At 48.5% G+C, this 21,924-nt stretch carries 23 protein-coding genes; 10 read left to right on the top strand and 13 right to left on the bottom strand.

All coding sequences use genetic code 11. The features are described 5' to 3' along the window. From AC3DOM_RS01930 to AC3DOM_RS01885, 10 genes are all read left to right on the top strand, one after another. On the top strand, nt 1-731 hold a 731-nt coding region (locus AC3DOM_RS01930; RefSeq protein ID WP_487917336.1), incomplete at its 5' end, for a sensor histidine kinase. A gap of 28 nt (nt 732-759) precedes the next feature. Beyond that, on the top strand, nt 760-1,173 hold the full coding sequence (locus tag AC3DOM_RS01925; RefSeq protein ID WP_487917335.1) for a response regulator: 414 nt from the start codon (nt 760-762) through the stop codon (nt 1,171-1,173). A gap of 8 nt (nt 1,174-1,181) precedes the next feature. Next, on the top strand, nt 1,182-1,745 hold the full coding sequence (locus tag AC3DOM_RS01920) for a 4Fe-4S dicluster domain-containing protein (protein ID WP_487917334.1): 564 nt from the start codon (nt 1,182-1,184) through the stop codon (nt 1,743-1,745). Nucleotides 1,746-1,747: 2 nt separating this feature from the next. Then, on the top strand, nt 1,748-2,632 hold the full coding sequence (locus AC3DOM_RS01915; protein WP_487917333.1) for a CoB--CoM heterodisulfide reductase iron-sulfur subunit B family protein: 885 nt from the start codon (nt 1,748-1,750) through the stop codon (nt 2,630-2,632). Between the two features lie 66 nt (nt 2,633-2,698). Continuing rightward, nucleotides 2,699-4,723: an FAD-dependent oxidoreductase gene (locus AC3DOM_RS01910; RefSeq protein WP_487917332.1), complete on the top strand. Its 2,025-nt coding sequence runs from the start codon at nt 2,699-2,701 to the stop codon at nt 4,721-4,723. A 16-nt stretch (nt 4,724-4,739) separates the two neighbouring features. Further along, complete coding sequence (locus AC3DOM_RS01905) at nt 4,740-5,216, top strand: hydrogenase iron-sulfur subunit (protein WP_487917331.1); 477 nt, start codon at nt 4,740-4,742, stop codon at nt 5,214-5,216. Nucleotides 5,217-5,218: 2 nt separating this feature from the next. Then, nucleotides 5,219-6,253, top strand: a complete 1,035-nt coding sequence (locus tag AC3DOM_RS01900; RefSeq protein WP_487917330.1) for an NADH-quinone oxidoreductase subunit B family protein — start codon at nt 5,219-5,221, stop codon at nt 6,251-6,253. Then, nucleotides 6,250-7,743 (top strand): Ni/Fe hydrogenase subunit alpha, encoded by a 1,494-nt coding sequence (locus tag AC3DOM_RS01895; RefSeq protein ID WP_487917329.1) that lies wholly within the window; start codon nt 6,250-6,252, stop codon nt 7,741-7,743. The genes AC3DOM_RS01900 and AC3DOM_RS01895 overlap by 4 nt, the downstream gene beginning before the upstream one ends. Before the next feature lie 125 nt (nt 7,744-7,868). Then, on the top strand, nt 7,869-8,360 hold the full coding sequence (locus AC3DOM_RS01890) for a hydrogenase maturation protease (protein ID WP_487917328.1): 492 nt from the start codon (nt 7,869-7,871) through the stop codon (nt 8,358-8,360). 112 nt (nt 8,361-8,472) lie between these two features. Beyond that, the gene (locus tag AC3DOM_RS01885; protein WP_487917327.1) at nt 8,473-9,654 is read left to right on the top strand and encodes an MFS transporter; all 1,182 of its coding nucleotides are present in this window, start codon (nt 8,473-8,475) and stop codon (nt 9,652-9,654) included. A gap of 54 nt (nt 9,655-9,708) precedes the next feature. Here AC3DOM_RS01885 and hypD read toward each other — a convergent pair whose 3' ends face one another. The 13 genes from hypD to AC3DOM_RS01820 all read right to left on the bottom strand — a co-directional run bounded on the left by hypD (nt 9,709) and on the right by AC3DOM_RS01820 (nt 21,717). Then, nucleotides 9,709-10,803 (bottom strand): hydrogenase formation protein HypD, encoded by a 1,095-nt coding sequence (gene hypD / locus AC3DOM_RS01880; protein WP_487917326.1) that lies wholly within the window; start codon nt 10,801-10,803, stop codon nt 9,709-9,711. Further along, on the bottom strand, nt 10,800-11,069 hold the full coding sequence (locus tag AC3DOM_RS01875) for a HypC/HybG/HupF family hydrogenase formation chaperone (protein ID WP_487917325.1): 270 nt from the start codon (nt 11,067-11,069) through the stop codon (nt 10,800-10,802). Before AC3DOM_RS01875 ends, hypD begins: the two co-directional genes overlap by 4 nt. A 100-nt stretch (nt 11,070-11,169) precedes the next feature. After that, a complete protein-coding gene (gene hypF / locus AC3DOM_RS01870; protein ID WP_487917324.1) occupies nt 11,170-13,458 on the bottom strand; it encodes a carbamoyltransferase HypF in 2,289 nt (762 codons plus the stop codon). 66 nt (nt 13,459-13,524) lie between these two features. Beyond that, the gene (gene hypB, locus AC3DOM_RS01865) at nt 13,525-14,184 is read right to left on the bottom strand and encodes a hydrogenase nickel incorporation protein HypB (protein ID WP_487917323.1); all 660 of its coding nucleotides are present in this window, start codon (nt 14,182-14,184) and stop codon (nt 13,525-13,527) included. Then, a complete protein-coding gene (hypA, locus tag AC3DOM_RS01860; protein ID WP_487917322.1) occupies nt 14,181-14,537 on the bottom strand; it encodes a hydrogenase maturation nickel metallochaperone HypA in 357 nt (118 codons plus the stop codon). The genes hypB and hypA overlap by 4 nt, the downstream gene beginning before the upstream one ends. A gap of 6 nt (nt 14,538-14,543) precedes the next feature. Further along, a complete protein-coding gene (locus AC3DOM_RS01855; RefSeq protein ID WP_263013157.1) occupies nt 14,544-15,167 on the bottom strand; it encodes a deiodinase-like protein in 624 nt (207 codons plus the stop codon). A gap of 4 nt (nt 15,168-15,171) precedes the next feature. Beyond that, nucleotides 15,172-16,368: a 6-phosphofructokinase gene (locus AC3DOM_RS01850; protein WP_487917321.1), complete on the bottom strand. Its 1,197-nt coding sequence runs from the start codon at nt 16,366-16,368 to the stop codon at nt 15,172-15,174. Nucleotides 16,369-16,553: 185 nt separating this feature from the next. Beyond that, nucleotides 16,554-17,450 carry an EamA family transporter RarD gene (gene rarD / locus AC3DOM_RS01845; RefSeq protein ID WP_487917320.1) on the bottom strand — a complete coding sequence of 299 codons (897 nt, stop codon included), beginning with the start codon at nt 17,448-17,450 and terminating at the stop codon, nt 16,554-16,556. Nucleotides 17,451-17,697: 247 nt separating this feature from the next. Beyond that, nucleotides 17,698-20,163 carry a heavy metal translocating P-type ATPase gene (locus AC3DOM_RS01840; RefSeq protein WP_487917319.1) on the bottom strand — a complete coding sequence of 822 codons (2,466 nt, stop codon included), beginning with the start codon at nt 20,161-20,163 and terminating at the stop codon, nt 17,698-17,700. Between the two features lie 12 nt (nt 20,164-20,175). Further along, the gene (locus AC3DOM_RS01835; RefSeq protein WP_487917318.1) at nt 20,176-20,631 is read right to left on the bottom strand and encodes a c-type cytochrome; all 456 of its coding nucleotides are present in this window, start codon (nt 20,629-20,631) and stop codon (nt 20,176-20,178) included. 90 nt (nt 20,632-20,721) lie between these two features. Next, the gene (locus tag AC3DOM_RS01830) at nt 20,722-20,928 is read right to left on the bottom strand and encodes a heavy-metal-associated domain-containing protein (RefSeq protein WP_487917317.1); all 207 of its coding nucleotides are present in this window, start codon (nt 20,926-20,928) and stop codon (nt 20,722-20,724) included. Between the two features lie 26 nt (nt 20,929-20,954). Beyond that, the gene (locus tag AC3DOM_RS01825) at nt 20,955-21,443 is read right to left on the bottom strand and encodes a putative iron-sulfur cluster-binding metallochaperone (RefSeq protein ID WP_487917316.1); all 489 of its coding nucleotides are present in this window, start codon (nt 21,441-21,443) and stop codon (nt 20,955-20,957) included. Between the two features lie 4 nt (nt 21,444-21,447). After that, nucleotides 21,448-21,717 (bottom strand): metal-sensitive transcriptional regulator, encoded by a 270-nt coding sequence (locus AC3DOM_RS01820; RefSeq protein WP_487917315.1) that lies wholly within the window; start codon nt 21,715-21,717, stop codon nt 21,448-21,450. Nucleotides 21,718-21,924 lie beyond the last annotated feature (207 nt).

The raw sequence follows: 21,924 nt of genomic DNA, 5'->3' as shown, positions 1-21,924 counted from the left end.
CATTACGCAAAGAGAAGGAGCTTTTGCGAGAACACTTTGCTGCCATCGTCTCCCATGAATTGAAATCCCCATTGGGGGCCGTACAACAAAATCTATTTGTGCTGGCCGACGACCTGGCAGATAAATTAACGGATGAACAAAAAACAATGGTGGAGCGTCTCCAAACCCGTATCAAAGATATGGTGACAATGATCAATACCTGGTTACGGGTTATATCCGTTGATATCAGCAAAATCCGCGAAGATTTTAAACCCACATCCATTGATACTATCGTTACGAAAGCAGTAGGAAGCGTGGAATCACACGCAATCCGAAAAGATATTGCGATCAAGCACAAACTGAATCCCTCTCTTCCGCAAGTATCAGGAAATGAAGGCACTCTGGTTGAGGCAATCACCAACATTTTGAACAACGCGGTCAAATATACCCGTGTGGGAGGAAAAATCGAGATCAGTACTATAAAAAGCAACGGCAGTATTTCAATCAATATTACTGACAATGGCGTTGGTATCGACGAAGAAGATATACCGCATATCTTTAACGATTTTTATTCTGGAAAAGCCAGACCTGAAGGTGAAAGGAGCAGTGGAGTTGGCCTAGCCATTACAAAGAGAATTATTGAAGCTCACGATGGAACAATCTCAGTAGAAAGCACGCTGGGTGAAGGGAGTGCATTTAGCATTCAATTACCCGCGCTAGAAATGACAAATAATTTCATAGATCCTGACTAAATCATTGGCAATAACCAAGGAGGTTCCAATGGATCCACGGAAACGAATATTGATCATTGATGATGATCCCGATTATGTTGATGGGATCAAGGCAATTTTAACTAAAGCTGACTACGAAGTCGAAGTTGCCTACAACCCGAAAGATGGTTTCAAGGCCCTGGAGTCGAAATCATTCGATCTGCTCTTGCTCGATATCATGATGGGGCGCGGCGCTGAAGGCGTAATGGTGGCGCGCAAGATCAATAAAGACCCAGAGCTGCGAAAAATTCCTGTGCTCATTATTACAGGAATCAGAGAACAGATGGCTTTTCTCTTCCCAGGCCAGCCGGTACATCCTCGCTTCTTACCGACAGATGAACTACTTGAAAAACCGGTAGAACCCGATCTGTTGCTTGAGAAAGTGAGCGCCCTGCTGGAAATGGCGAAAGAAAAGACGGTATAGGAAAAACTATGGCAGACAAACCTACTTTTAGCCAGGAAATTTCCAACCTCATGTACGCGGCACACGGGAGTCCGCTGAACGAATGTATTCAATGTGGGACATGCTCAGGTTCCTGTCCGGCAGTTGAATTCATGGATCAGACGCCCCGACGCCTTATCGGCATGATCAACGCAGATCTCAAGGAAGATGTAATTGACACAAATACATATTGGGTTTGCGCGTCTTGCTATCAATGCACAGTCAGATGTCCGTCCAGGATCGATATTGCCGGCGCGATGTATGCCGTAAAGCGCTACTCAATGTGGAACAAAACCTATGCCGACGATCTGGTTGGCCCGGTCTTCTCTGAAACATTTATGAAGACCATTGCCCGAAGCGGCAGATCATATGAGCCGATTTTGGCACCAACTTATATCTTCGGTTTTGGGGCAAAGGAATTCTTCCAGGAGGTTCAGGGCGCAACCAAGATGATGCTCAAAGGCCGTATCCCTGTTTTACCCCCAAGGATCAAACGCCTTAAGAATTTCCAGAACATGATCAAACGCATTATCCCGATGGGAGATGAGGAGTAATCATGAAAAAATACGCTTACTTCCCGGGCTGCTCACTGGAAAAAATGGCCCTGAGCTACCATAAATCATCTCTGGAGACCACACGTGTATTAGGCGTGGAGCTTGAGGAATTGGAAGATTGGAACTGCTGCGGCGCGACCACCTACTTCCATCTCGACGAGATTTTAGCGAATACACTCGTAGCTCGCAATCTGGCGATAGCAGAAAAACAGGGGCTTGATTTTGTCGCCCCATGTAGTGCCTGCTACAAAAACGCCTATTTCACCAATACCTATATGAAAGAAGATGCAGATCTTGCTGAGCATATCAACTATGCGCTCGAAGCAGACGATCTCCAACTTTCGGGTGACTTAAATGTCCATCATCTAATTGATGTTTTCGCAAATGAAGTTGGGCCAGAAGAAATCAAAAAGAAGGTTACCAACCCTCTAAAAGAGCTGCGCATTGCACCATATTATGGCTGCCAGATCGTCAGGCCAAGAAAAAATGGCGAGAATGTTGAAGACCCGCAGTTTTTTGAAGAACTGATCAGAGCCATGGGCGCAAATCCAATCGACTTTGCTTACAAAACCCGCTGCTGTGGTGGATCACTTCTTCTTACAAACCGCCCCGCCGCCCTCGATATGATTCGGCACCTGCTTCAGAATGCCCAAAACAGTGGAGCAGATGTCATCGCTACGGCTTGCCCACTTTGCCAGGTCAACCTGGAGGCTTATCAAACTCAGGTCAATGAAGAGTTTGGCACAGACTTCTCTACTCCCGTCTTGTATTTCACGCAACTGATGGGCCTGGCTTTGGGAATTGCTCCCAAAAAATTGGGAATCGGGTCAGAACTGGTTTCAACGCTCCCCGTTCTATCCCAATTTCTTAAAAAGGAGGCCCGATGAAACAATATCACCTACCCACAAACTTCCAACTTATTCTGACAAACACTACGGATAGGAGAAAGACCTATGACTGAAAAAAGTAATTCTGAGAACAAAGAGCGAGTTGGCGTTTACGTCTGTCACTGCGGCACAAATATCTCCAAAGTGGTGGATGTAGAAGAAGTCGCTCGCTGGGCTGGAGAACAGCCCAATGTTGAAGTTGCTCGTGACTATAAATTCATGTGCTCCAGTTTGGGCCAGGAATTGATCGAGCAGGATATCAAGGAAAAGGGATTGACGCGAGTCGTCTGCGCTTCCTGTTCGCCCCACATGCACGAGAAGACATTTAGAACAGCTTGTGAGCGCGCAGGCTTGAACCCCTTCCTTTTCGAAATGACCAATATCCGCGAACATGATTCATGGATCACGGACGACAAGGTAGCTGCCACCGCTAAAGCGAAATCTCTTGTTAGAGGATCAATTGACCGCGTAATTCACCACGAACCCCTCGAACAGATCCCCGTTGAGATCAATCCCAACACCCTGGTTGTGGGCGGTGGTATCGCTGGAATCACCTCAGCGCTTGAGCTTGCAGATGCTGGTTATCATGTCTACCTTGTGGAACGGGAACCCTCCATCGGCGGCCACATGGCACAGCTCGATAAAACCTTCCCCACATTGGACTGCTCAGCTTGTATCCTGACACCCAAGATGGTTGATGTTGCCCAACACGACAACATCACACTGCTCACCTGGAGTGAAGTCGAAAAAGTTGATGGCTACCTGGGCAATTTCAGCGTCACTGTCCGCAAAAAAGCGCGCTACGTCAACGAAGAACATTGCACTGGCTGTGGCATTTGTATCGAAAAATGCCCCTTCAAGGAAGTCGATGAAGTCTTTGAAGCCGGCATGGGCACACGAAAAGTGATCTATAGACCCTTCCCTCAGGCCGTACCTAAATATCCGGTGATCGACAAAGAAAACTGTGTCTATTTCAAAACCGGAAAATGCAAAGCCTGCGAGAAATTCTGCCCTACCGAGCCGAATTCGATTGAATTTGATCAGGAAGATGAAATCCTGCAAATCGATGTTGGCAATATCATTCTCGCAACCGGATATGATCTCTTCGACTCCAAGCGTATCCCGCAATATGGCTACGGAAAATTGGATAATGTTTTCACCGGTTTGGAATTTGAACGGATGGTAAATGCAGCCGGCCCCACAGATGGCAAAATTGTCTTACGTGATAAGGAAAGCACTCCCAAGAGCGTAGGTATCGTCCATTGTGTAGGCTCACGTGACGAGAATTATCACAAATATTGTTCAAAAGTTTGCTGCATGTACTCGCTGAAGTTTGCCCATCTTGTTCATGAGCGCATTCCCGATGCTGAAATCTATGATTTCTATATTGATATGCGCACCCCAGGCAAAGGGTATGAAGAATTTTACAACCGCTTGCTTGAAGAGGGAACTCACTTCATTCGTGGCAAGGTAGCAGAAGTTACAGACGCAGCTCGCATTCCGGAAGAAGAAGGCAAGCTTATCATCCAGGTCGAGGATACGTTGATCGGTAAACAGCGCCGTATCCCCGTCGATATGGTCATCCTGAGCTCGGCAATGGAAGCACGTGCCGGGTCCAAGGAGGTTTCGCAACTCTTCAAGATGGGCTGTGACTTCGACGGATTCTTCACCGAGCGGCATCCCAAACTTGATCCCGTCGCCACAATGACGGATGGCATTCTCATCGCTGGTGCTTGCCAGGGACCGAAAGATGTTCCTGAAAGCGTTTCACAAGGAGCCGCAGCAGCAGCCCGTGTGGCTGGATTGATCAGCCGCGGCACGGTGATGATGGAACCTGTCCGGGCCAGCATCGATCAAGAGGCTTGCTCCGGGTGCAAAATCTGCAATAATATGTGCCCCTTTAACGCGATTATCTTCCATGAAGACCGCAAGGTTTCTGAAGTCATCACCGCCCTTTGCCAGGGTTGCGGTACCTGCGTAGCGGCCTGCCCCAGCGGCGTTATCACCGGAGCACATTTCACTAACGATCAATTGTTCGCCCAGATCGAAGGTGTGTTGTGGGATATGAGCGCTGAAAAGGCATCAGCGTAAAGGAATGGAGAAAACAATGAGTGAAACATACGAACCCGTAATCGTCGGATTTCTGTGTAACTGGTGCTCCTACCGCGCGGCTGATCTTGCTGGAACTGCACGCATAAAGTATGCGCCAAATATGCGCGCGATCCGTGTGATGTGCAGTGGGCGGGTAGACCCCCAATTTGTCATGAAGGCATTGCGTGAAGGTGCAGATGGCGTGATGATCGCTGGATGTCACCCTGGCGAATGTCATTATGTCAACGGCAATATCAAAGCCATGCGCCGTTTTTATCTTCTCAGGAAGATGCTCACGCAATTAGGCGTTGAAGAAGAACGTGTTCAGTTGATCTGGGCATCGGCCTCAGAAGGTATTTTACTGGCCGAAAAAGTTGACCAGATGACTGAAGCACTACGCGCTTTAGGCCCGCTTAATTGGGATGAAAAAGTCGTCAATCGAAGCAACGGATACAAAGCTGCTGAAGTTGCCCCAGTACTTGAGGAGGCATAACAATGACTAAAAATGAAAAACCGAAACTGGCAATGTACTGGTCCTCATCCTGTGGAGGATGTGAAGTTTCAGTACTCAATATTCACGAGAAAATTCTCACCGTAGACGAGGTTTTCGACATAGCCTTTTTCCCCTGCATCGCTGATTTCAAAACCAAAGATGTGGAGGCATATCCGGACGGCCATATCACCGTCTGCCTGTGGAATGGTGCCATCCGCAACTCAGAAAATGAAGAGATGGCTCATCTATTGCGGAAAAAATCGACGTTTATGGTCGCTTTTGGTTCTTGTGCTTATGAGGGCTGCATCCCTGCCCTCTCGAACCTGACATCCAAAGAGGCAACCTTTAACACAGTCTACAAGGATAATCCCACGATAGACAACCCCGAGGGTATCATCCCATTGACATCTGTACAGGTCCCCGAAGGCGAATTGACGATCCCTGAATTCTACAATACGGTCAAATCGCTGGATCAGGTTGTGGATGTAGATTACTACCTGCCCGGCTGTCCACCTGAGCCTGAACAAATCTGGGCTGTGCTACAGGTGATCGTTGGTGCGCTGCTTGAAGGTGCTCCACTGCCCCCCAAAGGCTCGATTGTCGGCGCCAGCAACGTCGCTGTATGCGAAGGATGCGAACGGGAAAAAAGTGAGAAAGCCATTGATCGCTTCTACCGCCCTTACGAAATCGTCCCCGAACCCGATGTATGCTTGCTCGAACAGGGTCTCGTCTGTATGGGGCTGGCGACACGTGGCGGATGCGGTGCACTCTGCCCAAGTGTAGGAATAGGATGCCGGGGCTGTTATGGCCCGATGCCCGGCGTAGAAGACCAGGGAGCAAAAATGCTCTCTGCGATTGCATCGGTTATTAGTGCAGGCCATGAAAGCATGGAGGAAGCTGAACTTGAAGAGCGGATCCAGACCGTCGTCGATACCATCGCCGATCCCGCTGGAACTTTTTATCGCTTTAGCATGGCCCATTCATTGCTCCAAAGAGCAAAAGTTAACGGTTCTAACGGGAAAGGAGAGGCAGCATGAAACAACGAATCACTATAGATCCCATTACCCGTCTGGAAGGGCATGGCAAGATCGAAATATTCCTGGACGAAGAGGGTGAAGTAGAAAACGCCTATCTTCAAATTCCAGAATTGCGTGGTTTTGAACAATTCACTGTTGGGCGACCAGCGGAGGAAATGCCGCGTATCACCAATCGCATTTGTGGTGTCTGCCCCGAAGCTCATCATATGGCGGCCACAAAGGCACTCGATGCACTTTTCGATGTCGAACCGCCATCGGTTGTCAAGAAGATCCGCGAATTATTCTACGCATCCTTCTATTGCACCGATCATACCGTCCACTTTTACGCCCTGGGCGGCCCGGATTTCGTGCTCGGTCCGGAGTCCGATCCGGCAGAACGCAATATCCTGGGTGTGATCCACAAAGTCGGTGTGGACATTGGCATGGAAGTGATCAACTGTCGCAAGCGCAATCACGACATCATCAAGATGTTGGGCGGACGCGGCATCCATCCCGTATCAGGTTTACCCGGCGGATGGAGCGTTGCGATCACAGAAGAAATGCGGAAGGAAATTGAAGATGCCGCTCACAAAAACATCGCCTTTGCAGAATTTTCACTAAAGCTTTTTGACGATGTTGTCCTGGCGAATAAAGACTATGTCGATCTGATCGTCTCGGATGCCTTCACTCACAAAACCTACTATATGGGCACGGTGGATGAAAATAACCATGTCAATTTCTATGATGGCATGATTCGTGTCGTCGATCCCGAAGGGAAGGAATTTCTCAAATACCATTCCAAAGACTACGCTGAGCATATCGCAGAGCGCGTCGAGCCGTGGACCTATCTGAAATTCCCCTATCTCAAAGCTGTGGGATGGAAGGGTTTTGAAGATGGCATGGACAGCGGTGTTTATTGTGCCACTCCACTTTCGCGACTCAATGCTGCAGATGGCATGGCAACCCCCAAAGCACAGGAACATTTTGATCGTTTCTATGAGACACTGGGCAGCAAGAAAGTGGATGGACGATATCAGCCCGTTCACCATCGCCTGGCGACTCATTGGGCACGCCTGATCGAATTGCTCTACGCAGCCGAACGCATGCTTGAGCTTGCTACCGATCCCGAGATCACTGACCCGAACGTGCGGATGCCGATAACCACCACCCCGCGCGAGGGAGTTGGTTCCGTTGAAGCCCCACGCGGTACGTTGACACATCATTATAAAACCGACGAAAACGGTATTCTGACCGACGTCAACTTGATCGTGGGCACAACCAATAACTACGCGCCGATAGCGATGTCAGTCAAGAAGGCGGCACAGTCGCTGATCACCAAGGGAACGGTGATTACCGAAGGCTTGCTCAATACGATTGAGATGGCCTTCCGCAACTACGATCCCTGCATGTCCTGTGCAACTCACTCCCTGCCTGGACAGATGCCATTGGAAGTTAATATCATCAATGCAGATGGTGAAGTGATCGAAACCGTCAGCCAGTATATAGATTGAAGAGTAGTCGCAAAAGTGGGTCGCACCTAATAGTAGGTGCGACCCACTATCTAAAAAGAATCGCCCCCACCCAGCCTCCCCCAAATTCCAGAAGCGGAATTTAGGGGAGGGGATAGAATTTAAATATGAAAACACTAGTAGTTGGGCTCGGCAATCCTATTCTTACAGACGATGGTGTCGGCGTAAAAGTTGCCTACGCTGTTGAAGAAGAACTGGGACCAAATATTCCCGAAAATATCACTGTTACTGAAGCCAGTGTCGGTGGCCTGCGCCTGATGGAGTTGATGATCGGTTATGACCGCGTTATCTTAATCGATGCGATCATGACGAGCAATGGTCACGACTATGGTCATATCCACGAATTATCTCTGGAAGATCTGCGTCAAATCACCCCCACTGAGCACAGTGCCTCCGCTCACGATACATCTCTCATCACCGCATTGGACGCAGGCGTACACTTGGGATTACACATGCCCAAAGAATTTGAGATCATAGCCGTAGAAGTCGAAAACGTAATGGATTTTAGCGAAGATCCAACACCAGCCGTGGCAGCGGCGATTCCCAAAGTCACAGAAATGGTGCTGGATTCACTTAGAAAAGAGATCATAGTTCATTAAAAATTCTTCCTTAAAACCCTTAAATTGAGCGTCAGAAAAAAATATTCTGACGCTTTTTATTTTCCATGCCAATGTTATAATCGCCTGATATTAATCAACAGGACATAAATTCATGAATCGCAATATTGCAATTTTATTTTTCACCCTGGTCGTCGTGATGATGGGATTCGGGATCATCATTCCTCTCCTCCCCTTCTATGTTACAGATATGGGAGGTAGCGGTATCTCGATGGGCATCTTAATGGCCGTATTCGCCTTTATGCAATTTCTCTTCTCACCACTTTGGGGTGATCTATCCGATCGATATGGGCGCAAACCTTTTCTGATGCTGGGCGCACTCGGCAATGGGATCACGATGCTCCTGATAGGCTTTGCCACTGAGCTATGGATGCTTTTTGCTGCACGCGCCCTGGCTGGAATTCTATCTTCGGCAACATTGCCTACTGCAATGGCCTATATCAGCGATAGCACAGATGAAAAAGATCGCGGTGGCGGGATGGGGATCATCGGAGCAGCATTTGGCGTTGGGATGGTCTTAGGTCCCGGCATTGGTGGAGCGATGTCCGATATTTCATTGAGCGCCCCATTCTTCCTGGCTACGGGCTTATCTGCGCTGGCTTTGATTTTGATCTGGTTTGCCCTTCCAGAATCCCTGGCGCTGAAAGACCGCCAAAAAGGAGCCAGGAAATTTCAAGGCCCCCAATTAAAAACCTTGTGGGAGGCTCTCATCGGCCCAATCGGTTTTCTTTTTGCGCTCGCTTTCCTGCTCAGTTTTGGGATGAGCAATTTCGAAGGTGTTTTTGGACTTTATGCTGATTTACGTTTTGGCTACGATGCAAAAACTGTTGGCATTGTACTCACTGTTGTTGGTATCACTTCTGCGGTGGTACAAGGCGTACTAACGGGACCAGCCATACGTCGGTGGGGTGATTCAGCGGTCATCAAAACATCACTGATCGCCAGCGCTCTCGGATATCTGTTGATGCTCACAGCCGAACAACTATCAACAGTTATACTGACGACTGGTTTTTTCGTCATGAGTAATGCGATGTTACGCCCGAGTATTGCCTCATTGATCTCCAAGAGCACCATACAAGGTCAGGGTATTGCTATGGGCATAAATAATTCCTTTATGAGTCTCGGGAGAATTGTCGGACCGATCTGGGCAGGGACTGCGCTCGATATTAATTTGAGCTACCCATTTATAACGGGGGCAATCATCATGGCATTTGGATTTATCGCAACATTATTCTTCCTGCGGAAAGAGCGAGAACAGGTAACTGTTATTACATAACACAAAAAAGCCAGAGTTTGAATTCTGGCTTTTTTGTTTTCTCTCCCAATACTTTTACAACTCCACCCCTCTTCCATATTTATAATAAGCTGCGCAAGCCCCCTCGGTAGAAACCATTGTTGCCCCAAGTGGGTGTTCTGGGTTGCACTCATTCCCAAATGCCACACAATCATTCGGTTTCTTCAAGCCGCGTAGAATCTCGCCAGCAATGCACAAGGGTGACTCTTCTGTGGTGATCTCACCCACATCAAAACGCTTCTCGGCATTGAATTCATCAAATTCAGGCCGTAATTCCCAGCCACTGGAGGGGATCGTACCAATGCCACGCCATTTGCGGTCACATGCCACAAAAACCTTATCAATCATTTTCTGGGCAGGTTTATTTCCGTCAAAAGTCACCGCGCGCGGATAGGCATTCACCACATCCGTTTTGCCCGCCTCCAACTGCTGCACATTTGCCAGAATGCCCTGCACGATATCCAACGGCTCGAAACCGGTCACCGACATTGGGATGCCATATTGCTCAGCAATGGGCGAATATTCCCAATATCCCATCACGGCACAAACATGACCCGCCAGCAAAAAACCCTGCACACGATTATCAGGTGAACCTAGGATGGCATGTGTTGCTGGAGGTACGCATACATGCGAGACCAGAATACTGTAATTTTTCAAACCGAGATTTTTTGCCTGGATAACACTCATCACATTCGCGGGAGCGGTGGTCTCAAATCCGATCGCAAAAAATACCACCTGTTTATCAGGATTATCCCTGGCAATGCGGACCGCGTCTAGTGGCGTGTAAATTACGCGCACATCGCCGCCAGCCGCTCGAATGGAGAAGAGATCAACCGTCGAGCCGGGAACACGTAACATATCCCCATAGGAGCAGAAGATCACGTCCGGTTTGGCGGCAATCGCCAGGGCCCTATCGATCTGCTCGAGTGGTGTCACGCAAACCGGACATCCGGGTCCGTGCACCAATTCGATTTCTGGTGGAAGTAATTGATCAATCCCATGCCGAACAATGGCATGAGTCTGCCCCCCACAGATCTCCATCAATGTCCAGGGACGCGTTATTGTGCGGGCGATCTCATCTATCACCCCGCGCACTAATTCCGCATCCCTATACTCCGTCACATATTTCACTTTATCTTTTCTGTTGAATATCCTATGCCTAATTCATCTTCGAGATCAATAATTTCCTGCAGCATCTCCAACGAGGCCTTGGCTTCTTCCTCGCTCAGAAGACTGATCGCAAATCCAACATGGATAACCGTATAATCGCCCACATTGGCTTCGGGCAAATATTCCAGGCAAGCTTCGCGAACAATACCCCCAAAATCCACCTGCGCCATCCTCAGACCGTTCTTTTCGGTGACTTCAATAATTTTTCCTGGAACGCCAAGACACATAATTATCTCCAATTTTTCACCACTGAGACACAAAAAGCACAGAGAGATTCTTTGTGTTCACAGAGAAATCCTTTGTGAACTTCGTGTCTTTGTGGTAATTTCATTTCAACTTCCAACTCGCAATCGCAGCCTGCCCCAACGCCAGCCCGCCATCATTTGCCGGAACCTGGCGATGAATGAGAACTTCGAAATCATCCTCACGAAGCTTTTTCAAAGTGCGGGTTAGAATGTATCTATTTTGCCAAACACCACCACTTAAGGCAACTGTATTTAATCCGCTCTTTTCACGTAGTCTGATACAAATTTCAGCAACCATATTGACGATACCATTATGAAATCGAGCGGAAATGACCGGGATGGGGACATCATTCAGCGAATCTGCAATCAGCGATTCGATAGCGGCGCGCACCCGAATCTCAGCATTGCTGCCATCAAAATTATAGCTACCCATTTCGGTATCATCCGCCAAAGCCTCAAACTCAATCGCGGCCTGTGCCTCATAATTGACTCGTTGCCGTACGCCCGCCAGAGCCGCTGCGGCATCAAAGAGACGGCCCATGCTCGAAGTCAGCGGCGTATTCAGCTTTCGTTCCAATTGAACGCGTAAGGCCATCCGTTCTTCTGAGCATTGATCCTGTACAGAGGCGAGGTTTGCATCCCAATCCAGGCCAAGCTGCCAGAGCAAGCCCAATGCGGTACGCGATGGGCGTTTTGTGGCTGCATCGCCACCTGCCAACGGGAAATATTCCAGGTGAGTAACACGCTTATAACCGGCATAATCTGCCAGTAAAAATTCCCCGCCCCAAATATTGCCATCATCGCCGTAGCCCGTGCCATCGAGGGCCACCCCTATTACACGCTCATCGCCCGCCAGGCCGTTCTCTGCCATGCAGGAGGCGATATGGGCATGATGATGTTGAATAGCTACCGTTTTTACGTTATCCCGTTCCGTCCGTTCTTGAGCATAACGCGTCGTCAGGTAATTGGGATGCGCGTCATAGGCAATCGCTTCCGGTTTTACCCGAAATAGTTTCTCAAAATGGGATACGCCCTCTTCAAAGGATTGCAGGGTTTCGTAATTTTCCAGATCCCCGATATGGTGGCTGAGGAATGCGTATTTCTGATTGGTGATACAAAAAGCATTCTTCAATTCAGCGCCAGTGGCAAGCAATGCTGGTACCTCCCAGGGCAATTTGATCGGGAAAGGAGTATAGCCGCGGCTTCGTCGTAATGGATATATTCCCTTTTCAACCACCCTTGCAACCGAATCATCACAGCGGATATGAATATCACGGTCGTGCATCAGGAAGGCGTCGGCCAAAGAAGAAAGTCGCTCACGAGCATCTTCGTTTGTGTAGGCAATTGGTTCTTCACTCAAATTGCCGCTTGTCATTACGAGCGCATCAAATTGTGCGTTTTCGTCAAAGATCAAATAATGCAAGGGCGTATAAGGGAGCATAACGCCAATCGAATCCTGTCGGGGAGCGATTTCGCGCGCAATCGGTGACTCCGGTCGGCGTTGGAGGAGAACAATCGGTCGAGCAATGGATTTGAGCAGCTCACGCTCAGTCTCATCTAAAAAACAATGTTTTTCGACGGTGGCAATATCTGGCATCATCAATGCAAAAGGTTTATCCACGCGTAACTTTCGCCGACGCAACTCACTGACCGCAGCGGCATTTGTTGCATCACAGGCAAGATGAAAACCACCGAGACCTTTGATGGCAAGGATTTTGCCTTGACCCAGAAGTTTTTGGGTTTCGAGGATGGCTACGTTTCTCTGTAAAGGCGAACGGCCGTTCGCCCCTACGATTTCCAACCAAACCTTTGGCCCGCAATCTGGGCAGGCGACCGGCTGGGCGTGAAAACGTCTGTCCAACGGATCCTTGTATTCGCTGGCGCAAGTCCCGCACATGGGGAAAGGCGCCATTGTCGTTTCTGGGCGGTCATAGGGAATATCTTTGATGATCGTAAAACGCGGGCCACAGTTGGTGCAATTGATAAAAGGATAACGATAGCGATGATCTTCGGGATCAAAGAGTTCACGGAGACAATCCGGGCAAATGCTTACATCCGGGGAAATAGGCTGAAAGGCGTCCGCAATCGCTTCAGAGTGGACAATTTCAAATCCCCGGAAGCCATTTAGGGCCTGGGGCGTTGCGGTAAGTTCATCGATAAGGGAAAGTGGCGGGGCTTCATCCAGCAGAGCTTTGGTAAATTCATCCAACACAGCTGCTTCCCCATCCACTTCAATATTCACCCCTGCAGATGTATTCCGCACCCACCCATTTAATTGGAAACGAGTCGCCAGCCCATACACGAAGGGGCGAAAACCAACTCCCTGAACAACGCCTGTGATATGGATGCGGAGACCCGTTTGTTTTGTCATAGCTAGTACAAACTGTAGTCACGGCTTCAGCCGTTCATAAGCGACTAAAGTCGCTACTACAATATTTTATTTATCTTCGACGTTTTCGATTATCCAATTAATCCATTCATCCACACCTTCTTGAGTAGTGCAGGAGATGGGAAAAGTGATCAAACCGGCATTGAGTATTTCAACGCCACGTCGAAAATAATCCATTTTGAAGGGAATATAAGGCATCAGGTCAATTTTATTAATGATCAGCGCGTCCACACCCCTGTACATACCGGGGTATTTATAAGGCTTGTCATCGCCTTCAGGAACAGATGCCACAAGGATGCTTTTATGCGTACCCAGGGGAAAGTTGGACGGGCAAACGAGGTTGCCAACATTCTCCACCAATAAAAGATCGAAATCCTTCAAGTCAAGCTGGTCAAGCGCCTGTTTGAGCATAACGGCATCCAGATGACAATTTCCACCCGTGTTGATCTGAATGGCGGCCAGCGCACCAGCCTCAGAAGCACGATCGGCATCAATGCTGGTAGCGATATCACCGTCTACAACAGCCACACGAAACTTCTCACTCAGCCTGGGCAGGGTTTGCTCGATCAGTGAGGTCTTACCTGCACCGGGAGAGGCCATAATATTGATTGCAAAAACACCGGCTTCGTCCAAACGAGAACGATTTTCTACAGCCAATTGGTCATTCGCGCTGAGTATCTTTTCTACTACAGATACTTTTTTGGTCATTCCTCATCCTCCGTCTTGATCTCGATCGAGTCAAGGTAAAATTCTTCGCCTTTCAAAATCTTGATCAGAACCCCATCGCATAAGGGACAAGCCATTTCACCATCGGCAGGTTTATACGCATGATTACAATCCAGGCAAAGCATCTGGGTTGGCACTCGCTGGAAATGCAATTGTGCCCCCTCGGCAATGGTATCCTTGCTCAAAATATCCCAATAGAATTGGACCGAATCATCAATCACGCTCGCAAGTTGCCCGATCACTATATTTAAATCAGTGATCTGAGTTGCCTGCGCCTCTTCTGCATGTTTCAAAACAATACTAAGAATTGACTCGGCTACAGGTAATTCATGCATATAGAATTAGCTCTTTGTTTTAACCAAATATGTTGCAATGGCTTCTTTAAGTTTTTTTGGATGAAAATCATAAGGACCTACTCCCGCTGCATAGACCACTACTCCATCCGTATCAATTAGATACAGGCGTGTCGGCCAACCTGCATAGGCCTTGTTGACGGCATCATCCATCTCATCGACATAGGTCCGGACACCATAGGATAGGGATTTTTCGCACGCGCCTGCAACCTGCCGCCGTTCCTCGATCGTGTTCGGATCGTAGATATCCATTGCCACCTTCGGCGAATAGAATCCCATCATCCTTTTCGGAACCCCTTTGCCAAACCACCAGCCATCCACGGGGTGTGCCTCACGGATATAAATTGGCAGAAAAGCAACTTGTTCATGATATTCAGCATATAACTCTGTGAGACCTACGGTCCCTTTGACATAGGGCGGTCAGGTAAAGCTACCAAAGATCAGGGCAACGGGTTTTTTATTGCGGAAATCAGATAAGCGGACAGGATTCTGCCCATGCGCATCACGCAACTCGAAATCCGGGGCGAGGTCGCCCACACGCGGGGCCTGGGGATCATATTTTTTTTGCCATCTTGAAGCGGATTTTCGATCTGTAATTCTGGTTTCCAGCATAATTTTATAGCTCACTGGTCATAATGAATAATGGTTTCATTTCAAAACTCTCGTAATTGGGGCGATATCGGTCGGTATTATAAAACTGCTTCACATCCACCAATTTTTTTGAGCTGGTCACAACTTCGATAGGCATATTGTCGTAGCGTCCGTTTTTCAAGACCACCAGGCGACCATATAATCCCTTCAGGATCAAATCCAATGCCAGATTACCAAATGCCATCGGAACAATCGAATCGATTGCATCGGGGTCGCCTCCCCGAACCATATAACCCAATTTTTGGTTGACCACACTGACCTTCTTCCCATTATTGAACTTTGGGGATATTTTTTTTATTTCATCAGAAACCAGATCACCGATGCCACCCAATTTTGCATGGCCATAAGCATCTGTTGTCCTGTTCTCAAAGATCATCTCTCCCCCTTCAAACATCGCACCTTCGGAGATCAAGGCGATTGAGTAACGACTGGGGTTATTCATCCGATCTTCAGATAATAGCTCAGTAAGTTTCTCAATATTGAAACGATGCTCCGGGACCACACATCGATTGGCTGCCCCAGCCATCGTTGGGAGCAATGCGGAAAAGCCTGCATACCGCCCAAAAACCTCCAAAATAAGAAAGCGCTCGTGTGAACCTGCAACAGTACGCAGATTATTTGTCAGGGCAATGGTGCGGGTTACGCATGTGCTGAAGCCGATGCAATAATCTGTACCGGGGACATCGTTGTCCATCGTCTTGGGGATGGCGACAACCTTAACCCCCTCCTGACATAAGCGGACACCATAACTGAGCGTATCATCCCCCCCAATAGGAATCAGGTAATCAATATTGAGATATTCCAGATTCTTGAGGACTTCAGCAGTCAGGTCGTTATCATCTTCCAAATACGTATCTTGCAGATGCTCAGGGATATCCGCTTTTTTTACATGACTGGGCTTTGTCCGCGATGTATGTAAAAAGGTCCCCCCTGTTCGGCCTGCCCTATTAACAATTTCTCTCGTCAGAATCTGGTAATTATTACTATTATCCGCTTTTTTATCGCGAATAATGTCTACCATACCCGCCCAGCCGCGCCGGATTCCGATTACCTGAAATCCCTCACGCAGCGCCCGAATCGTGACTGCCCGAATGGCTGGGTTCAGACCAGGGACATCTCCCCCACCAGTTAGAATTGCGATCACACCTCTTCTTGCAGACATTGGCAACCTCCTCCGATGAATCAATCTCGACGACAAAGAAAATTATACTTGAATATCATTGGCGGATCGCGGAAGCAATAACTTTTAGGAGCGTCAACCTATGATAAATGGTATGAAAGTCACCTACAATCATTTCCAAGGGGAACAGAGTACAGAATATTTTTTGATAGCAAAAAAATTTTTTATTACCCACTGGCCTTCAAGGGTGATCCAATCGCTTTATGGCGGCGAACCCACCAGCCCTCACCCCAGAAGAAAAATAGTGCAAACCAGATTATCCCAAAGCCGATCGCTTGAGACGAAGTAAATTCTTCCTTATAAAGCAAAACACCGATCAGAAATTGCATTGTCGGCGCGATATACTGCATCAGCCCGATCATTGTCAATGAAATTCGCTGCGCTGCCTTGGCAAAGAGCAGCAGGGGAATTGCCGTCACTGCTCCTGCCCCGATCAACAACCAGTCAGTTGTAGCGCTGATTTGCCCGAAGACCCCATTTCCCCGGTTGATCTCATAAAGTAGATAACCCAACGCAGGCAGGAGCATAATCCCGGTTTCAAAGGTCAGGCCGTATAATGACCCAAGTGTGGATTCCTTTTTAAGCAGGCCATACAAGCCAAAGGTGAAAGCAAGAATGATTGCGATCCACGGCAGGCGCCCATAGAGGAATGTTAGGTAGAATACACCAAATGTTGCCAGCCCAAGCGGTATCCACTGCATTGGGCGAAGTCTTTCTTTAAGAAAGATCATGCCCAATAACACGCTAAATAGCGGGTTGATGAAGTAGCCCAAACTGCTCTCGATGATATAGTTGTGATTGATTGCCCAGACATAGGTCAACCAGTTAACACCGAGTAATATTGCCGCCGGACCATGCGATTTAAGGATGGTGACGTTAAGTTTTTCCCGAAACTTTCCCCATTGCCGCGTAGTTACGAGGACAAGCACAAGCATAATAAATGCCCACAAAATACGGTGGCCGATGAGTTGTGCCGCCGAAATATGATGTAGCTGTTTCCAGTAGATGGGGAAAAATCCCCACAGAATATATGTCGCTAAAGCATAAAGAATGCCAGAATTCATTGGTAATTTTCTCCTATGATGAAAGGAAAGTATACACCTGAATACCAACCACTGACAACGAGCATTTGGGAATTATGCAGAATATATTACGGATGAGAATTTTTGGATGGGTTAATTTCCACCCCTCATATATCAAAAGCGCCAAGAAAATCTCGACGCTTTCTGTGTTTATATCCACTTCCCACTCCCTCTGTCCTTCGGACATCTCCCCCAAATTCTACAAGCGGAATTTAGGGGAGAGTGTAATTTATATCTTTGCTTTTCTCAGCCGGAGACTATTACTCACAACCGAGACGCTACTGAACGCCATCGCGAATGCCGCCAGCATGGGGTTGATAAATCCCATCGCAGCAGCAGGGATCAGGATGACGTTATAGAAGAAGGCCCAGAAGAGATTCTGCTTGATCGTGGAAAGTGTCTTGCGGGAGAGCTTGACAGCGCGCACCACGCCGCGCAGGTCTCCGCTCATCAGCGTGACGGGAGCGGCGGCCATGGCGACATCTGTCCCCGTGCCAATGGCGATGCCCACATCCGCCTGGGCGAGGGCTGGAGCGTCGTTAACGCCATCACCCACCATCGCGACAACTTGTGCCTTATCCCCTTCGCCCTGCAATTTTTTAACCTCAGCAACCTTTCCTTCTGGCAAGACTTCGGCGATAACGTTGCTTAAGCCAACCTGCGCACCAATTGCTTCGGCGGTCGCCTGGTTGTCACCGGTGATCATGATCACTTCCAGTCCCATTTCTTTTAGCTCCAAAATCGCTTCGATAGAGCCATCTTTGACTGTATCCGCTACAGCGATGACACCCGAAACCACACCATCCACGGCTACAAGCATGGCTGTTTTGGCCTCAGATTGGAGACGTTGAACCTCGTTGCTAAGGAACTTGTTTCCGATCTTTGAGGAACCCGTTCCTTTGGAAGGAATGGGTTCCTTGACTATATTCTCCATCATCCGCAAATTGCCAACGGAGACTTGCTTCCCCTCGACTTCAGCGGAGACACCGTGACCAGCCTGAGCCTGGAACCCGGCCAGATCAGCGAGGGCAAGCTCACGCGAGGTCGCTTCCGCCCAGATCGCCTCTCCCAACGGATGCTCGCTCCCCTTTTCAACGGAAGCTGCCAAACGGAGTAAATCGTCCGCATCCCATCCATCTGCAACGACAATATCGGTCACGGCAGGCTGACCTTTGGTAATCGTTCCCGTTTTATCAAGGACGACAACGTCCGTCTTCCCTGCGGTTTCAAGCCCTGCACTGGAGCGGAAAAGAATTCCCATTCCTGCACCCTTGCCAGTCCCAACCATGACCGCGGTCGGTGTGGCGAGACCCATCGCACAGGGACAGGCAATGACCAGCACAGCGACCAAATTGACGAGGGCACGAGTGAAAAGGCTGACTTCGGAATCAACAGGAAGGGGAACAAGATAGTACCAGGCCGCAAAAGTGAGCGCTGCGATAACTAGCACAATCGGGACAAAGACCGCCGATACCTGGTCTGCCAGCTTCTGGATAGGTGCTTTCGATCCCTGGGCATCTTCCACTAATTTGATGATCTGCGCGAGAGCGGTCTCTTTGCCAACTTTGGTGGCTTCAAATTTGAGCAATCCCAACTTGTTGAGAGTAGCCCCGATCAGCGGATCGCCAGCCTGCTTTTCGACAGGCAGAGATTCCCCCGTCAGCATGGATTCGTCTATTGCTGAACGTCCCTCGACGACAACGCCATCGACAGGAATTTTTTCGCCTGGTTTAACAATGAGCATATCGCCAACAACAACATCCTCGAGTGGAATATCAGTTTCTACACCATCACGGATGACACGCGCGGTTTTTGCGCGCAATCCCATCAGCTTTTTGATCGCATCGCTGGTACGTCCTTTGGCACGCGCTTCGAGAAATTTGCCAAGACGGATCAGGGTGATAATGACAGCGGCTGTTTCAAAATAAACATGACCGGGCAGGATATTCAGCATGACGATGATCGAATAGAAATACGCAACCGAGGATCCCATCGCGACGAGAACATCCATGTTCGCCGAGCCATTACGCAGGGCTTTATAACCACCGACATAATATTGCCAGCCCACATAAAACTGGACGGGGGTAGCGAGGGCAAACATCAGCCAATTTGCCCAGGCTCCATGTGACCACATGGGCAGCAAACCAAAATCCCGGGCCATTGAGAATAGAAAAAGAGGCAGTGTAAAGATTATCCCAACAATAAGCAAAAATCGTTGGTGATCGATCTCTTCAGCTCTGGCTTTGGCTTCGGCATCTTCAGCGTCGCCGCCCAGCTCGAGGGAGTCAAATCCCGCTGCACTGACGGCGCGACGCAGTTCGGCTTGCGTGACCATCGTCGGAATATAGCTGACACGGGCTTTCTCAGTCGTAAAAGTGACTTGTGCATCCAGCACCCCATCGAGGGTGAGGAGCGCTTTTTCAAGACGGCGGGCGTCGTTATCATCCGAAAGACGTTTGATGACCAATTCCGCTTCACCGGTGGCGATGCCATATCCGGCACGCTCAACGCGGGCAATGACTGAATCCATGCCGAGAATAGAGGGGTCAAATTCAACGGTCGCCCGCTCAGAAGAGAGGTTGACAACAGCGGTTTCAACGCCATCCAGTTTAATCAGGTTGCGCTCCACGGTGGCAACACAATTGGCACAGGTCATCCCTGTGATCGGGAGAGTAAGTTGTTTTGTATCTGTCATAAAAGACTCCTACTATTGCAGTGGGTCTTGCCCACTAAGAGATTGTTGTGAATTCAATTGGCCTTCGGCCCACCAGGTCTGGAAATAGCGAATCAGAGCCACAATTTCATCATCTGTCAGGCTTTCGCCAAAAGGGGGCATTAGCTGCCCACCGTTTACAATCAGGCGTTGAAGATGTCCATCCGCATGGTGCCAGGCATGTTCTGTAGCATTCAATGCCGGGGCCGCTTCAACCGCTTCGTGACCTCCGCCATCAATACCATGACATGCTGCGCAATTAGCAAGATAGACTTCTTCTCCCAATGCCAAGAGATCAGTTTTTGAGACTTCATCAGACGAACGCTTGCTTTGCGAAACCAACCATAGAGCTAGCCCAATGATCAGCACTCCCCCAAAAACTAAACCCAATGTTTTCCTTAAACCTTGGGTCTGCTTTTGTTTACGGCGATTATGAGCGAGGTTGCTCATCCAATATTGCCTAATTACAAAAAATATGGTTTATATACTACGAAATACGCAGCACTTTATGATAGTGTTGCGTACTCCGTAAAGCATAAACTATGCAGCAACCGGATAGTTGATCTCAGCCATCAAATTTTTGATAGCAACCTCATCAGCCGGGGCATCAAAGATGATCTCGACTTCTTTAGTTCCCTGGTTGGCGGTAACGGTCTGGACACCTTCGAGGTCAGCTACTTCGGTTTGAATGGTGTTGACACAGTGTCCGCAAGAAATATTGGGTACAGAATAAGTTACAGTTGTCATGGTTAAGCCTCCAAAAAATAATAGGTTTAATTTGATAAATCTTTTACAAGAGCCCGCACATTCCCCAGGCAGCAATCGCCTTGTGGGTTACGAATATCGCAGGCACATTGACCAGCTTTAATGCCAGCGGTAATCTCCGCTACAACGGTAGATTTTCCGCTTTCGGCAATTTCACTGCCAATGTTCCCCACCGTGTGGCGGAAACAATAGCAGATAGAAATCTCTTTATCATCGGCGTGTTTCTGATAAACACGCTCACGCAAATCAGCTTCATCAAAAAGCTGCTGACCATCCTCGCTATAGTAAACAGTTGAGCAATCTGGATCTGCACAAAAACGATAAGCATCTGAGGTTAGCAGATTAAGGGGAAGGGCCAGGATCGCCTTGACGGTCTGCGTATCGACTTTTTTGCCGATCACGCCATTCGTTGGGCAAGCCCCACTTAAGCCCTGCCCCTTAGACTTGCCACCGCCATTGATGGTGTCTTCCGAAATTGAACATCCACAAGAATCCATTTAATTAAACCTTTGTCGCTGTCTCAAATACTTCCTTGATCTCGGTCAGCACACGCTCACGCTCACTCGGATCTTCACCTTGTATGGCTGTGATCACACAGGAATTCAGGTGGTCTTCGAGAATAATACTGCTGACCTTGTTCAGCGCAGCTTCGACTGCCTGTATCTGGCGAATCACATCAATGCAGTAGGCATCCTCTTCGACCATACGGGTGATACCGCGCAGGTGTCCTTCGACTGTTTTTAATCTTAGCAAAGCATTATTTTCTTTCATTTCTGCCTCATTTACCCCCCCCCCTAGGGGGGTGGGGTTGCCATACTATACCACAAGATTTTCTTTTATGTCAAGAAATATTTATAGCATACAGCAAAGAGATGGACCCAAAATCAGGGAACTGAAGTTACTAAGAGAAAGAGCATGGTTTCATATCTTCTTTTCAGCGTATAATTCGCCCATGAAGAATAAAATAACTATCCTTGC

The sequence above is a fragment of the Candidatus Desulfolinea nitratireducens genome (assembly GCF_982879505.1).
This window is presented reverse-complemented; position numbering and strand designations above follow the sequence as displayed.